This is a genomic window from Nocardia nova, from assembly GCF_002933465.1.
Classification (GTDB): domain Bacteria; phylum Actinomycetota; class Actinomycetes; order Mycobacteriales; family Mycobacteriaceae; genus Nocardia; species Nocardia nova_B.
The window spans coordinates 123183-136849 of record NZ_PSZE01000008.1 but is presented as its reverse complement, the minus strand read 5'-3'; the positions used below and the strand labels follow the sequence as shown (position 1 = coordinate 136849).

The 13667-nt window shown below is 66.5% G+C and carries 17 protein-coding genes and 1 pseudogene; 8 read left to right on the top strand and 10 right to left on the bottom strand.

Going from position 1 to position 13667, the window contains the following annotated elements; genetic code table 11:
- Nucleotides 1-110: 110 nt before the first annotated feature.
- Nucleotides 111-1043: a type I pantothenate kinase gene (coaA, locus tag C5E41_RS12445; protein ID WP_104375979.1), complete on the top strand. Its 933-nt coding sequence runs from the start codon at nucleotides 111-113 to the stop codon at nucleotides 1041-1043.
- Between the two features lie 166 nt (nucleotides 1044-1209).
- Here coaA and C5E41_RS12440 read toward each other — a convergent pair whose 3' ends face one another.
- Nucleotides 1210-2004 carry an isoprenyl transferase gene (locus tag C5E41_RS12440; RefSeq protein WP_063016981.1) on the bottom strand — a complete coding sequence of 265 codons (795 nt, stop codon included), beginning with the start codon at nucleotides 2002-2004 and terminating at the stop codon, nucleotides 1210-1212.
- Nucleotides 2005-2266: 262 nt separating this feature from the next.
- On the opposite strand from C5E41_RS12440, the gene trhA reads away from it, so the two are divergent.
- Both trhA and C5E41_RS12430 read left to right on the top strand, forming a co-directional pair.
- The gene (trhA, locus tag C5E41_RS12435; RefSeq protein ID WP_104376116.1) at nucleotides 2267-2932 is read left to right on the top strand and encodes a PAQR family membrane homeostasis protein TrhA; all 666 of its coding nucleotides are present in this window, start codon (nucleotides 2267-2269) and stop codon (nucleotides 2930-2932) included.
- Nucleotides 2933-3036: 104 nt separating this feature from the next.
- Nucleotides 3037-4548: an adenylate/guanylate cyclase domain-containing protein gene (locus tag C5E41_RS12430; protein ID WP_104375978.1), complete on the top strand. Its 1512-nt coding sequence runs from the start codon at nucleotides 3037-3039 to the stop codon at nucleotides 4546-4548.
- A gap of 92 nt (nucleotides 4549-4640) precedes the next feature.
- Here C5E41_RS12430 and C5E41_RS12425 read toward each other — a convergent pair whose 3' ends face one another.
- A complete protein-coding gene (locus tag C5E41_RS12425; protein ID WP_104375977.1) occupies nucleotides 4641-6719 on the bottom strand; it encodes a thioredoxin domain-containing protein in 2079 nt (692 codons plus the stop codon).
- Between the two features lie 206 nt (nucleotides 6720-6925).
- On the opposite strand from C5E41_RS12425, the gene C5E41_RS12420 reads away from it, so the two are divergent.
- Entirely contained in the window at nucleotides 6926-7237 is a 312-nt protein-coding gene (locus tag C5E41_RS12420; RefSeq protein WP_104375976.1) for a putative quinol monooxygenase, read from the top strand.
- Here the strand turns inward: C5E41_RS12420 and C5E41_RS12415 are convergent, their stop codons facing one another.
- Both C5E41_RS12415 and C5E41_RS35950 read right to left on the bottom strand, forming a co-directional pair.
- The gene (locus C5E41_RS12415) at nucleotides 7238-8206 is read right to left on the bottom strand and encodes a hypothetical protein (protein WP_258080920.1); all 969 of its coding nucleotides are present in this window, start codon (nucleotides 8204-8206) and stop codon (nucleotides 7238-7240) included. It abuts the gene before it with no gap.
- Nucleotides 8207-8260: 54 nt separating this feature from the next.
- Nucleotides 8261-8455, bottom strand: a pseudogene (locus C5E41_RS35950) (helix-turn-helix domain-containing protein); the annotation flags it as partial.
- A gap of 382 nt (nucleotides 8456-8837) precedes the next feature.
- On the opposite strand from C5E41_RS35950, the gene C5E41_RS12410 reads away from it, so the two are divergent.
- From C5E41_RS12410 to C5E41_RS12400, 4 genes are all read left to right on the top strand, one after another.
- Nucleotides 8838-9191, top strand: a complete 354-nt coding sequence (locus C5E41_RS12410) for a hypothetical protein (RefSeq protein WP_146097526.1) — start codon at nucleotides 8838-8840, stop codon at nucleotides 9189-9191.
- Nucleotides 9188-9415 carry a hypothetical protein gene (locus C5E41_RS33265; protein WP_104380008.1) on the top strand — a complete coding sequence of 76 codons (228 nt, stop codon included), beginning with the start codon at nucleotides 9188-9190 and terminating at the stop codon, nucleotides 9413-9415. Before C5E41_RS12410 ends, C5E41_RS33265 begins: the two co-directional genes overlap by 4 nt.
- 74 nt (nucleotides 9416-9489) lie before the next feature.
- Nucleotides 9490-10584, top strand: coding sequence for a radical SAM protein (locus C5E41_RS12405; protein ID WP_104375973.1), 1095 nt, complete (start codon nucleotides 9490-9492; stop codon nucleotides 10582-10584).
- A 21-nt stretch (nucleotides 10585-10605) separates the two neighbouring features.
- Entirely contained in the window at nucleotides 10606-11136 is a 531-nt protein-coding gene (locus C5E41_RS12400; protein ID WP_104375972.1) for an adenylate cyclase, read from the top strand.
- A 176-nt stretch (nucleotides 11137-11312) separates the two neighbouring features.
- Here the strand turns inward: C5E41_RS12400 and C5E41_RS12395 are convergent, their stop codons facing one another.
- Genes C5E41_RS12395 through C5E41_RS12370 form a run of 6 tightly spaced genes read right to left on the bottom strand, consistent with a single transcriptional unit; the run spans nucleotide 11313 to nucleotide 13667 of the window.
- On the bottom strand, nucleotides 11313-11609 hold the full coding sequence (locus C5E41_RS12395) for a gas vesicle protein K (protein WP_104375971.1): 297 nt from the start codon (nucleotides 11607-11609) through the stop codon (nucleotides 11313-11315).
- Complete coding sequence (locus tag C5E41_RS12390; protein WP_104376115.1) at nucleotides 11602-11829, bottom strand: gas vesicle protein; 228 nt, start codon at nucleotides 11827-11829, stop codon at nucleotides 11602-11604. The genes C5E41_RS12395 and C5E41_RS12390 overlap by 8 nt, the downstream gene beginning before the upstream one ends.
- 11 nt (nucleotides 11830-11840) lie before the next feature.
- Nucleotides 11841-12629 carry a GvpL/GvpF family gas vesicle protein gene (locus C5E41_RS12385; protein ID WP_104375970.1) on the bottom strand — a complete coding sequence of 263 codons (789 nt, stop codon included), beginning with the start codon at nucleotides 12627-12629 and terminating at the stop codon, nucleotides 11841-11843.
- A complete protein-coding gene (locus tag C5E41_RS12380; protein WP_104375969.1) occupies nucleotides 12619-13086 on the bottom strand; it encodes a gas vesicle protein in 468 nt (155 codons plus the stop codon). Before C5E41_RS12380 ends, C5E41_RS12385 begins: the two co-directional genes overlap by 11 nt.
- Nucleotides 13086-13415, bottom strand: a complete 330-nt coding sequence (locus C5E41_RS12375) for a gas vesicle protein (RefSeq protein ID WP_219823147.1) — start codon at nucleotides 13413-13415, stop codon at nucleotides 13086-13088. The genes C5E41_RS12380 and C5E41_RS12375 overlap by 1 nt, the downstream gene beginning before the upstream one ends.
- Before the next feature lie 24 nt (nucleotides 13416-13439).
- On the bottom strand, nucleotides 13440-13667 hold the full coding sequence (locus C5E41_RS12370; RefSeq protein ID WP_104375968.1) for a gas vesicle protein GvpG: 228 nt from the start codon (nucleotides 13665-13667) through the stop codon (nucleotides 13440-13442).

The window sequence follows — 13667 nt, the reverse complement described above, 5'->3', positions numbered from 1 at the left end:
TGTCGAGCGCATTTCACCGCGCCGGGCACGGCACAGGTTCATCGGTGACGTCGTTACGGGTGGTGGCGCGCCCGCCCGCCCGGCGGACTCCGGACCGGGAGTGTGCGTAGGTGGCCCGGATGAGCGAGCCGAGTCCGTATGTCGAATTCGATCGCGAACAATGGCGCACCCTGCGTAAATCGACTCCGCTGATCCTCACCGAGGAAGAACTGACCGGCCTGCGCGGTCTCGGCGAGCAGATCGATCTCGAAGAAGTCGCCGAGGTCTATCTGCCGCTGGCCCGATTGATCCATCTCCAGGTCGCCGCCCGGCAGCGGCTGTTCGCCGCCACCGCGACCTTCCTCGGGGAAACGCATCCGGACCATCAGGTGCCGTTCGTCATCGGCATCGCCGGCAGCGTGGCGGTCGGGAAATCGACCACTGCCCGCGTATTGCAGGCGCTGCTGGCGCGCTGGGATCATCATCCGCGCGTCGATCTGGTGACCACCGACGGATTCCTCTACCCCACCACGGAGCTCACCCGGCGCGGCATCATGCATCGCAAGGGTTTTCCGGAAAGCTACAACCGGCGCAAGCTGCTGCGCTTCGTCACCGAGGTCAAATCCGGTGCGCCCGAGGTGTGCGCGCCGATGTATTCGCATATCGCCTACGACATTCTGCCGGACCAGTTCCACTGTGTGCGCCAGCCCGACATCCTCATCATGGAAGGGCTCAACGTCCTGCAGACCGGGCCGCGGCTGATGGTTTCGGACCTGTTCGACTTCTCGATCTACGTCGACGCGCGGATCGAGAATATCGAGCGGTGGTACGTGGATCGTTTTCTCTCCCTGCGGAAAACGGCGTTCGCGGACCCGCAGTCGCATTTCCACCACTACGCGAAGTTCAGTGATTCCGAGGCGACCGTCGCTGCCCAGGAGATCTGGAATGGCACCAACCGGCCGAACCTGGTGGAGAACATCCTGCCGACGCGGCCGCGCGCAACCCTGGTGCTGCGCAAGGATTCCGACCACAGCATCAACCGGATCCGGCTGCGCAAACTCTGATTCGGTTCGCTCCCGTCGCGGGGGCCACAGCAGATCGATATCGAGCGGGATGGCGAGCTCGAAGCCGACGACCTCGTCGACCGAGCGCTCCCACACCGGATCACCGAGCTGCACCTGCGCCGAGGCCTTCGCCAGATGCGCCGGGCCGTTATCTGCGGTCCCCCGCTCACACTCCGTAACGGCGATGCCGCGCGGCGTAGTCGCGCAGCGCGCGCAGGAAGTCGACGCGGCGGAACTCCGGCCAGTAGGCCTCGGTGAACCAGATCTCGGAGTAGGCGCTCTGCCACAGCAGGAAGCCCGAGAGCCGCTGCTCCCCTGAGGTGCGGATGACCAGGTCCGGATCGGGCTGACCGGAGGTGTAGAGATGCTGGCCGATCGCGTTGACGGTGATCGACTGCACCAGGTCCTCACCGGTCTCCCCGGCCGCGATCTCCTGCCGCACCAGCGAGCGCACCGCGTCGGCGATCTCCTGCCGGCCGCCGTAGCCGATGGCCACGTTCACATGCACGCCACCGCGACCGTGCGTTTCGTCGGCCGCCTTCTGCATGCGGCGGGCGACATCCTCGGGCAGGCCCTTCAGCGACCCGACGATGCGCACACCCCAGTTGTTCTCCGGCGCGGACAGTTCCTCGACCACGTCGGTGATCACCTCGAACAGGGTTTCCAGTTCGTCGGCGGAGCGGCTGAGATTCTCGGTCGAGAGCAGATACACCGTCACCATCTCGATGCCCTCGGCCTCGCACCAGCCGACCAGTTCGGCGATCTTCAGCGCACCGACCCGGTGGCCGTGGGTGACGTCGGTGAAGCCGTTCTCCCGCGCCCAGCGGCGATTTCCGTCACAGACGACCGCGACGTGACGCGGATGCTGTTTGCCTGCCAGCTGTTTCGACAGCTGCGCCTCGTAGATGCGATAGGGCAGGTTGCGCACCTTACCGCTGAGCACCCGACTAGCAAGCTTCACGGCTGCCAACCTTATCCACCTCTCGCGTGCCGCCCGAGTTCTCCGCCAATTTCTGCTGCGCAGGGATGGCGGCGGACACCACGAATCAGTTCCCCGGTTCCGATCGACCCTATCGCGGCGGCGTCCGGCACGCGGAGCCTACTGCCGGTACAGTGACTGGAGAACTAACCTACGCAACCGTAGGTTACTCAGGAGGGAACCAGTGACCGAATCGGTGAGCTCGGCAAATCCGGTCTCCGGGGAGGTGTCCTCGCTCGAGCATCTGGCCACAGAGGGGCTGCGCACCCTGGCCGTCAAGCCGCGGATGCGCGGTTGGATCCACACCTACGCGGTCGCCGTCGCGGCGGTCGCCGGGGCCGTGCTGGTCGCGGCCGCGGCGACCGTCTCCGCTACCGCCGGCTGGTCGACGCTGGTCTACGGCGTGACCGTCTGCGGCATCTTCGGCATCAGTGCGATCTACCACCGGGTGACGTGGCGGTCCGTGCGCACCCGGACGCGGATGAAGCGCGCCGACCATTCGATGATCTTCCTGTTCATCGCCGGCAGCTACACACCGTTCGCCCTGCTGGGGCTGCCGGGACGCACCGGAGTCACCCTGCTGAGCGTGGTCTGGGCCGGTGCCGTGGCCGGGGTGGCGCTGAAAGTGCTGTGGCCGGCCGCGCCGCGCTGGGTCGGGGTACCGCTGTATCTGCTGCTGGGCTGGGCCATTGTGCCGGTCGCGGCGACGCTCACCCACAATGTGGGCGTCACGCCGATGGTGCTGCTGCTGATCGGCGGCATCGCCTACAGCGTCGGGGCGATCCTGTACGCCGCGAAATGGCCGAATCCGTGGCCGGAGGTCTTCGGTCACCACGAATTCTTCCATGCGGCAACGGTTTTCGCGGCGCTGTGCCATTACGTCGCGATCTGGTTGGTCGTCTTCTCGTAGGCAAGATCACCGGTAACCTGCCGCGGCCGTACGGGCGGGTTCTATGCTCGTTCGTGCTATACGTCCGAAACCGGTAATGCCGAACCAGACCACTGCCAGGGGCTATGACCAGTCGACTCGTGCTCTGGGCCCTGCGTGCGCGCTGGGGCCTTTCGACTGTGGTGATGGTCTGCAACCTGGGCGGCCTCGGGGTCATCGTCGTCGAACTGTGGCTGAGCGGATTTCTCGGCAACCTCGGTGAGGACTGGCTCGGCGCCCTCGCCCAGGCCGCGATCTACCCGGTCCTCGGCGCGCTGGCCGGCATCGTGCTGGCGGTACGCGACCGGGTGTACTACTTCAGCTGGATCGATCAGGCCCGCCGGCCCACCCGGCTCGAGGCCGAACGCCTGCTGAAACTGCCGATCGTCATCACTACCCGAGCGCTGGCCATCTGGATACCGGGCGTCGCCATCGCCACGGCACTGTGTGCTCAGGTGGTGCCCGCCCGGGCCCTGTGGGCGATCGGGGCGATGTTCTTCCTGGGCGGGCTGGAGTCCGCGGGCTTCACCTTCCTGGTGGTGGACCGGCTCATCCGGCCGACGATCCCGGTGATCGCGCGGGCGCTCGGCGGTACCTCGCACTGGAGTGCCACGGTGCTCAACCGACTGGTTATCTCGTGGGCGGTGGCCGGGGCGATGCCGCTGCTGATGTTGATCACCGTCCTCGGCGATCCGGTGGCCGACGCCACCGATCGGGTGCAGACCGCGCTGTATATGTCGCTGGTCGGGCTGCTGGTCGGAGCGCTGACCACTGCCGCCCTGGCCCGTTCGGTGGCGGCGCCGCTGGGGACGCTGCGGCGCGCGCTGGACCGGATCGCGCGCGGTGAACTGTCGGCGCGGGTGCCGATCACCAGCGCCAGTGAGATCGGGCGCCTGGAACTGTCGGTGAACGAGCTGGCCGAGAATCTGTCCGAACGCGAACGCATGCGCGACGTCTTCGGCCGCCACGTGGGCAACGAGGTGGCCGAACGCGCGCTGGCCGGCGGTGTCGACCTGACCGGCGATGTGCGGGTGGTGACCGCGCTGTTCGTGGACGTGACCGGATCGGTCGAGATGTCGACCGAACTCGCGCCGCGCGAATTCGTCGATCAGCTCAATCGGCTACTCGCCGTGGTCGTCTCGGCGACCGAGGACAACGGCGGGCTGGTCAACAAATTCGAGGGCGATGCGGCGCTGTGCATCTTCGGCGCTCCGATCGCCCTGGGCGACAACGCGACTCCGGCCCTGCGCGCGGCGCGGCGCATCCGCGACGAGGTGGCGCTCGGCGGCGAGTTCGATATCGGCATCGGCCTGGCGCGCGGCAGCGTCTTCGCCGGTGACGTGGGCACCGACACCCGGCTGGAATTCACCGTGATCGGCGACGCCGTCAACGAGGCCTCGCGGCTCACCACCGAGGCCAAGGAGGTCCCCCGCCGGATCCTCGCCAGCCAGGCCGTGATCGACGCCGCGTCCGAATCCGAACGTTCCCGGTGGGTGCTCTACGACAAGATCCAGTTGCGCGGCCGACGGGAGCCGACGGGGTGCTGGACCGATCGCAAACCGGTGGGACTGGGCGCAAACGCCCCGGTCGAGGAGTGAGGGGCTGCGCCGGGCCGGAAGCCGCGCGCCGATCGCCACCACGCGTGTCTCTGTCGACCTTCGATTCGGGCCGCTCTGTCGGCCGGCTGCGGTCAGGAGCCTACGAGCGCAGTGCGCACCTCATGCGGTTCGGATACCGGTAGATCGCACACGGAGCCGCGGCAGACGTAGGCCGCGGGGGCGCCGCCCCGGGCGGGACGGTCCGCGAGCAGCGGGACCGAATCGGATTGCCCCGCAACGACCACCGCGCCGCCGGGAGCGAAAAGGCGTGCGGTGCGCAGCAATTCGGCCGTCGCCGCGGTGTCGGGCGATTGCGAGATCGCGATCTGGATCGGCCCGGCCAGTGCCGCCTCGGCGACGCTGAGCCACTGGCCGCCGGAGCGCGGCGCACGGGCCAGGACGATGGCGCCGGCGTTGAGGGTGGCATCGGCCAGCGTGCGATAGCGGGCCGCGCGGTCCGGGGCGCTCAGGGCAGCGGCGGTGAGCAGGGCCTCGGCGAAGGCCGAGGCCCCGGCCGGGGTCGCCCCGTCGAGCGGATCGCGCGGGCGGGCGACGAGTTCCTCGGCATCGGCGGCCGTGTCGAACCAACTGCCGGGTTGCGCCGGATCCTCGAAAAGGGTTGCGGCGGTGTCGATCAGCTGCTGTGCCCGGTCGAGCCAGGACAGTTCGCCGGTGGCCTGGTGCAGAGTCAGCAGTCCGGTTGCCAGCCATGCGTAATCCTCGAGCACACCGGGTGCGCTACCGGTCGCGCCGCCCAGTGAGGCGCGCATCAAACGGCCGTCGACGAGATGGGTGTCCAGCAGGTACCGCGCGCACCGCGCCGCGGCGTCGACCCATTCCGGTCGGTCGTGGGCGACACCGGCCTCGGCGAGGGCGGTGATCGCGATGCCGTTCCAGGCGGTGACCACCTTGTCGTCGCGCTCGGGTTGCGGCCGCCGGTCCCGCACCGCGCGCAGCCGCTGCCGGATGTCGTCGAAGCGGCGGGTATCGGCGGGATCCTCGCCCGGCCCGGCGCCGGGATCGGTGTATCGGGTGAGCACGGAGGTGCCGTGTTCGAACGTGCCCTCGGGCGTCACGCCGAAAATCGTTGCGGCCCATGGACCGTCCTCGGGGCCGAGGGCTTCCGTGAGCTGCTGGGGCGTCCACACATAGGTGGCACCCTCGATTCCGGGCGCGCCGGGTTCCAGGTGGGTGTCGGCATCGAAGGCCGAGGCGAACCCGCCCTCGGCGGTCAGCAGATCGGTGAGCAGGAAGGCCGCGGTCTCCTCGGTGATCCGCTGCGGCAGTGGGTCGCCCGTACCCGGTTCACCGCTCGCCTCCAGCCGCGCCAGATGCGCGTAGGCACGCAGCAGTTGCGCATTGTCGTAGAGCATCTTCTCGAAATGCGGTACCACCCAGGCGGCATCGACCGAGTAGCGCGCGAAGCCACCGCGCAGCTGATCGTAGATTCCCCCGCGCGCCATGGCCGCGCAGGTCGCCGAAACCGCTTGGCGCGCAGCATCTTCCCCGGTGCGCTCGTAATGGCGGAGCAGACCCTCCAGCAACGCCGAGGGCGGGAATTTCGGCGCCCCGCCGAATCCGGCGTAGCGCTCGTCGGCATCGCGCAGCACCGTGGCGACCGCGTGCGCGAGCAACTCGGGCGTGACGGTCAACTCGCTCGCGGGCAGCCCGGCGCCCTGGTCTCGCAACGCCTGCGCCACCTGACCGGCGGCCTGGTCGACCTCGTCGCGGCGATTGGTCCAGGTATCGGCGACCGCGGTCAGCAACTGGGTGAACGACGGCATGCCGCCGCGCGGCGATTTCGGATAGTAGGTACCGCAGTAGAACGGCTCCCCCGCCGGCGTGAGGAAACACGTCATCGGCCAGCCGCCCTGCCCGGTCATCGCCACGGTCGCGGACATGTACACCGCGTCGATATCGGGCCGTTCCTCGCGATCGACCTTCACGCAGACGAAATTCGCGTTCATCAGTTCGGCGGTGGCGGGATCGGAGAACGACTCGTGCGCCATCACATGACACCAGTGACAGGAGGCGTAACCGACCGACAGCAGGATCGGCACATCGCGCGACCGCGCCTCCGCCAGCGCCTCGGCGCTCCATTCCCGCCAGTCGACGGGGTTGTCGGCGTGCTGGCGCAGGTAGGGCGATGTTGCGTCGGCCAAGCGGTTCATGGGTCCACCCTCCCACAGGACCGACACACAGCGACACCCGCTGACCGGGCAGCCGAGCCGCACGGCGCGGTGACCGGCCGGTCCAGGCCGAGCACTCGAGCCATCGTCCACGAGACGGGAAGCGGCCCCATACTCATGACATGAGGGCCGCACGGTCGTGCGGGTTATCCTCCGGACTGTCCGCACACGCTGTTCGAGGGAGCCTCATGTCGTTCGCGCTGGTCGTGAAATTCAATCTGGAGAACGAAACGAAAGCAGCAGCTTTCGATGCGCTGGTCGCCGACACCGTCCAGGCGATCATCGACCATGAGCCCGGCACTCTCGTTTATGCCACCCATAGGGTTAGCGACGAACCGTTGGCGCGTGTCTTCTACGAGGTCTATCGCGACCGTGCAGCATTCGATGAACATGAGCAGCAGCCGCACACCCGCCACTTTCTCGAACAGCGAAGCCAATATATCGAGTCGTTCCGCGTCGAGTTCCTGGCTCCCGGCGCGACGAAAGGGCTACCGGACTGATCAGAGCCGATCAGCAATTCCGCACCACACAGCGAACCCGTGCACGGTGTCCACACTGCGAGCCTCCGCGCGTGCCAGTGCCCGCACCGTCTCGTGAACCATCGGATTGTAGCGAGTTTGGGCCGGCGTAATTGCCCTCGCCTTCTGTAGAGCGCCGAAGGCTTGGCGACGGTCGCCGTGCAGCAGGTAGGCCCGTGAAAGGTCGATGAAGTGATGGCCCGCGCGCTCTTTCGAGGCCCCGGCCGGAATGACCAACGACTGCGCACGCCTCAGCGCCTCGGTTCCGTCCATCGCCTCCACCGCGAGAGCGACCGACCAGATATCGACGTTCGTTGGACCGAACGACAGGATCGGGTCACGGTCATCACCGACACGCGTGGCTGTCTCTCGCGCTTCGGCGAGGTGCGCGTCGGCAACGTCGCGGTTCCCGGCCCGCGACGCTGCCAGCCCGGACTGCAAATGCAGCCCGCCCCAGGCGATCAGATCGGAGCGTCGGCCGACGTCGAGCCGCGGTTCGATATCGGACCTGCAGCGCTCGAGGAAATTCAAGGCTGCCGTCCAGTCTCCGCCGGAGGTGAGTAGCGCAGCCCGCTGGAACTGGCTGGTTGCCGTCCACAGTTGGTTGCCGGACTCGCGTGCCGCCCAGGCGATCCGGTCTACAGCGAGTGCCGCCAGGTCGGCGTATCCCAGCTTGTGGGCGAGACTGTGCGCCGAGTAGTACAGCTCGCACATCATGACCAGCGCACGGTCTCGGACTTCACCGGTAGTGCGGTGGACGATGGCACGAACTTCGCCGAGCAGCGGTGGCAGTTCCTCGCCGAGGTGATGGAACGACGCGTTACGTCGGTACCGGCAGATCTGATTCACTTCCCCGCTGATCTGCGGCATTGGGCGAGTGTCACGAATATCGGCGTTGTCCAGGTCGTAGGCAGCCAGCTCGGTGCGCAGAACCGCGATCGCGGCGTGCACTTCGGTGTCCGGACCGGTCGCAGGAATGTAGGGCTGTCCTGTGAGGTCGGCGACACTCGTTCGTAGGGCTTTGGAAACCGCCCCCAGAAACGCCGGGGTGGCTGGGACTCGCTCTTGTTCGACGGACCGAATCAGGCCCACCGAGATGTGGGCGCGGTCAGCGAGCCTCTGTTGAGTGAGGCCGCCCAGCTTCCGTAGCTGTGCAACGCGCGCACCGACCCCTACCTGGGTATCACCGTGTCCGCTCACATCGTCTATTCAACCGCGGCCCACGCGCCCAAAGTGCGAAAAGCTTTGGTACTTCGCGCGCTCGGTCTGCAGCACAGTCGAACCGAGCCCCGCCGCCGGGTGTCGCAGACCTCGGCGGCGGGTGCGAACCAATTCGCATATCGGAAGTGAGGTGACCGTGAGCACCGCTGTACTCCGCGATCCATCGTCCAACTGCCACTACACGCACAACCTCGGAGGGCGATCGTGATCACGTTAGCGATCTGCAGCGTGGTGGGGGCGACCGGGATCTATTTCGTCATTGTGCATTGGCCGCAACGCATACCGAAAGATCGCAGCGTGACGGCGATCCGACGCCGGGTCGAATCTGAGCGCCGGGCCCACCACCCGGGAGGAACCGCACATGGACGCTGACGACCCGCCCCGCGCGATGGGTTACGTCTGTATCGACCTGGTGAAAACTATTACTGGGATGGACTTTCAGGCCCGGAAGGTCGCCGTGCGGCTCGGCTACGAGTACGCCGGATTGTGCCGCAGCACCAGTCTGATCGCGCCCGAGGCACTGCTGGACCACGTCACCACGCACAGGATCGAACTGCTGATCGTCCCCGACATGATGCATCTGCGCGGTCGGATACCTGCCGACCTCGCCGATCTCACCGATATCCACGACCTCGGCGCCAACCGAATCTACGAACGCGAGGGTGCGTACACGCCCGTCGAGGGCCACCGCTCGAACCCGCTGGCGACATCATGACGGGCACCAGATTGCCACTGCCGCAGCAATATCCGTGCGACATCAACGCGTCCGACTGGTCGGCGGTCATCGCGTCATTGGACCGCCTGCTCGCGGCGCTGCGGGCATGGCAGCCAACCGGGCTGCCACCAGCGCCTCCTACGGAGGAGGACATCCTCGCGCTGACAACCCTCGGTGTAGCGAGACCAGATTTCGAGCCCGATGCGCTTGGAAGCGCCGACTGAAAAGACCGAAGCCAGCGGTCGGGCTCGGCTCGATACCACACACGCAATTGAAACGAAGGGGGGGTACGGCCACCATGTTCCGTGTCGGAATCCCTGTCCACGTCCACAAAGACACCACTCTGCGCGTCAAAATCCATGACACCTGCGGTTTGACCTGCACGTTCTGCCATAACGAAGGAACGCCGGTCACCGTCGACAATCGACACCGCCTACCAGGCGAATTCGTGACAACCGGTAGGAGTGGCCGCGCCTCGATATATGCCACAACCAATGGCGCAGCCTTCCTGCCGGCCTCGATGCCTGACAATGACGACTTCCGCAACGCGATCATTGCGCTGCGCGACGCCCTCGAGCTCGACGAGTTGCACCTCACCGGCGGTGAACCCACCTTGCACCCAGGCGTAGCGCGATTGACCGCGATAGCAACCGAGGCCGGTTTTCGGGTGGGCATGACCTCGAACGGAGAACGCGGTGAACGAGTAATCCCGGATTGCGCTGAGGCTGGACTCGGTCGGGTGAACTTCTCAATCTTCGGCACAACCGCGGCTGAACTAGCCGAGGTTCAACACAGCCGTTACCGCAACCCTGTTCTGGCACAACGGAAGCTCGAAGCGCTCGCGCTCTCCATCGCCGCGTGCGACGTGAACGGAGTCGACGCCAACGCCAATCTCGTGGTTCCTGACTACACGCACGCGCCGCGGGTACATCGCCTCCTCGACGAGCACTCCCCGCGGCTGACCGTACGGCTACTCAACTCGCTCGATGGCGGACAAACCTCGATCGAAGCCATCTCGCGGATCCTCGCTGATCGGGGTGCCGTCGCCGAGTCTCTGCATATCACGGCAGGCGCATCCGGTGCACGGACCGCCTACCGTCTGCCGGATGGACGACACATCTACTTCAAGCAGATTCGGCCGGTCCGCTTGCCAGGCACATGTTCCGGATGCCGGTTCAACAATGGGAGCGATTGCGAAGAGGGCTTCTACGGTGTACGGCTGTACTACGACCGGACCGGCACATTCCAGGTCGGCGTGTGCATCCAGCGCATGGACCTGTGCCTACCGCTGTCCGACTTCCTGAGCAGCCCGCTACGCCGCGAGATCCTCACCTTGCGCGACACCGAGTATGTCCGACTCGCCGCCCGGCGTGCCGGACAAACCTCACTGTGACACAGCACGTTTGGAGACACATTGCCTATCGAGCACGAAGCCAGGATTCTCGGCATCGATCCTCGGACCGCCGAACGTAGCATCCTCGACAAAGGGGGAAGCAAGCTCGGCGACCGGTTCATGCGGCGCTACGTCTACGACGTCACCCCCGGCGATGAATCCAAGTGGATCAGACTGCGCGACAACGGAAACGACATCACGCTCGCCGTCAAGCAGATCACCAACGACTCCATTGACGGCACTCACGAGGTAGAGGTCACCGTCAGTGACTTCACCGCCACCAACGAACTGCTGAAGCTGATGGGCTTCATGCCCAAGTCGTACCAAGAGACCAAGCGCGTGGGCTTCACTCTCGAAGGTGCCCAGCTCGAAATAGATACGTGGCCCCTGATTCCTCCATATCTGGAGATCGAAGCAGCGACGACGGAGGACGTGATCCGTGTCGCCGAACTGCTCGGCTATACGGAGTCTGACCTCACCGGCGAGAACACGATCAAGATCTACGCTCGCCACGGATTCGACCTGAATACCATTCCCGAACTTCGCTTCTGAGCGATCCTCCGAACCGCACCACAACACTCGGACGCCCCGAGTCCCCGTATCCGCTGCTGTGGATACGGGGCTTCGTCGGTGCGCCGCGAGACACGAACGCCGCAGATAACGGAACAAGACAGGGAACCCGTCCACCGTTTTTCGGGCTCCGCGGCGGCGAGCGCACCGGAGCTTTCTCACTCCGGCGGGGGCAGTAGTGGCCCGAGCGGGCCGAGATCGATGTTGAGATCTTCCGGCGTGAGCCCGAAATGCTCGCGCAGTTCGTCCATGCGTTGTTCGAGCAACATCAGCGTGGTTCCGATGCGTTCGACCTGGGCGTCGGTGAGGTCGCCCGCGTCCACGCGACGCAGCGCCTGCCGCTCCATCAGCTGGCGCAGCAACTCGACCAGGGTGAGGACGAGGGTCACCAGTCCGCGCTCGACGGATTCGGGATCGGTGTCGATTCGCGGTGGGATACCGCCGAATTCAGTCATCGCCGGGTTCCGGTCCCTCGCGCGCCGCGGATACGGCCGGCGGGAACAGGGTGCTGATCGAGGAGATGAGGGCTCGTAGCGAGATCTGCACCAGATCCACATCGGCGATGGCGAGCCGGATATCGCCGGTGATGATGACACCACCGGCCAGCACCCGGTCCAAGAGGTCGACCAGCGCGATACGCCGCTCGGTGTCGACGGCGCGGTCGGCCGGCGTCATATCGGCCCGAGTCATGTCGTCTCGCGTTGTACGCCCGCGAACGAATACGGCGGCCACGGGCCGGTGAGTTCGAGCCGGATGCCGGGGAATTCGGCGTCGAGCGCGGAGACGGTCGCCGCGAAGTCCTCGGTCCGGTCGTCGTCGACGAGGTAGGTCCCGTTGAGCACCATCCAGTCCCGGCGGCCACTCACCGCCGGATCGGTCAGCGTCTGAGATCGTCCGGCCGCCGCCCCGCGCAGCAGCCGCGCGTGAATCTGCCCGGCGCGCTCGGCCGCGTCCCGTTCGACGGTCTCCTGCGCGGACAATTGCGCGCGACGCCGGGCCAGATACGCCGCTCCGGGCGACGTCGTGCTGCCTTCGGCCCTCGCCTCGGCCACAGCGGCGGTGAGGGCGGCGCGGTCGCCGTAGGCCCGTACACCCCATTCGGTCCGTCCGCTCACCAATTCGAGCGCCGCGGTGAAATTCGCTCGCCGTTCGTCGAGCAGCTCGCGCACCCGCTCGTCGTCGTGGAAGACGGTGGCCAGCCGCATCGGGACGGCCGGACCCCGCCGGACGGCGGCCGACACCACGGCGTCGTGCGCCCGTGCTGTCGTCTCCAGCCAGTCGAGGTCCTCGAAGTTCCTGCGCAGCGGTTCTTCGCCGAACAGGTCGAGCGGCACCGAGCCGACGACTGCGGAGAGGTCGCCCGCGACGACCGTCCGCACCGGCTCCCCCGCAACTCCGGTCAGCCCGGTGGGATCCACCGCGTCGTCGCGAGACGCCACCACGGCGTACAACCAGACCGCGCGATTACCGGTCACGGTCGGTCCTTCTGCGTTCACGACCGCGTTCGATGGGCTTCCTGCGTTCACGACCGCGTTCGATGGGCTTCCTGCGTTCACGACCGCGTTCGATGGGCTCCCTGCGTTCGTTCGCCGCCTCCAGTTGGGCGATCCGGTCCCGCAGTTCCCGGTTCTCGAGTTCGAGGTCGCGGTCCCGGTCCCGCTTCTCCAGCGTGTGGGCCTTGCTGTTGAGCCAGGGATCGGTCTCCCACCAGTCGATGCCCACCGCCTTGGCCGTCTCCAAGGATGCGACCACCAACCGCAGTTTGATGGTGAGCAGTTCGATGTCGAGGAGGTTCACCTGGATATCGCCCGCGATCACCAAACCTTTGTCGAGGACTCGTTCCAGGATGTCGGCGAGGTTGGTGGAGTGCCCGCCCCCACCCCCGGCCCCGTAGGGCTGCGGCGCGTACGACTCGCCTCCGACTACCGTCATCACTGCTCCCTCGGGCCGATGTCGGTGCTGCCGCGGCTGTAGCGCTTGATTCTGCGGTAGGCCAGGAGATTCTCGTCGAAATCGATCTCCACTTGATAGAGCGCCATGATGTCCGCCGACGAGGGGATTCGGCGATCCTCTAGCACCTCGATCTCCACCAGCCAGCCGTCTTCGGTCGGTTCCACACTCGTGACGCCCTGCAGGGCATGGGAAGTCAGCTCGGCGAGGCGTTCGAGCGCGACCCCGGCGGCTTGCGCCGCGGTCAGGGTCGGTTCTTCCTCCGATGCCTGAGCATCGTCGGAATTGTCGGAGATGGTGTCGCGGGCCACGTGAGTCACTTCCTCCGGTCGGGCCTACGTCGGGCCGGTCATCCGATTCAGAATCTCCTGTTGCGCTTGCGCGGCCTCCTCCGCGGACAGGTCACCGGCGGCTGCGGCGCGGTCGATCTCCTCTAGCTCGCGCCGCAACCTCACGGGATCCTGCAGCTGCTGTTCGACTTGCTCCTGGATCAATCCGCTTAGCCAGATCACGCCGCGAACCGGCGCGGCGGGGAGCAGAAGTATCGAAGAGAACAGACCCAT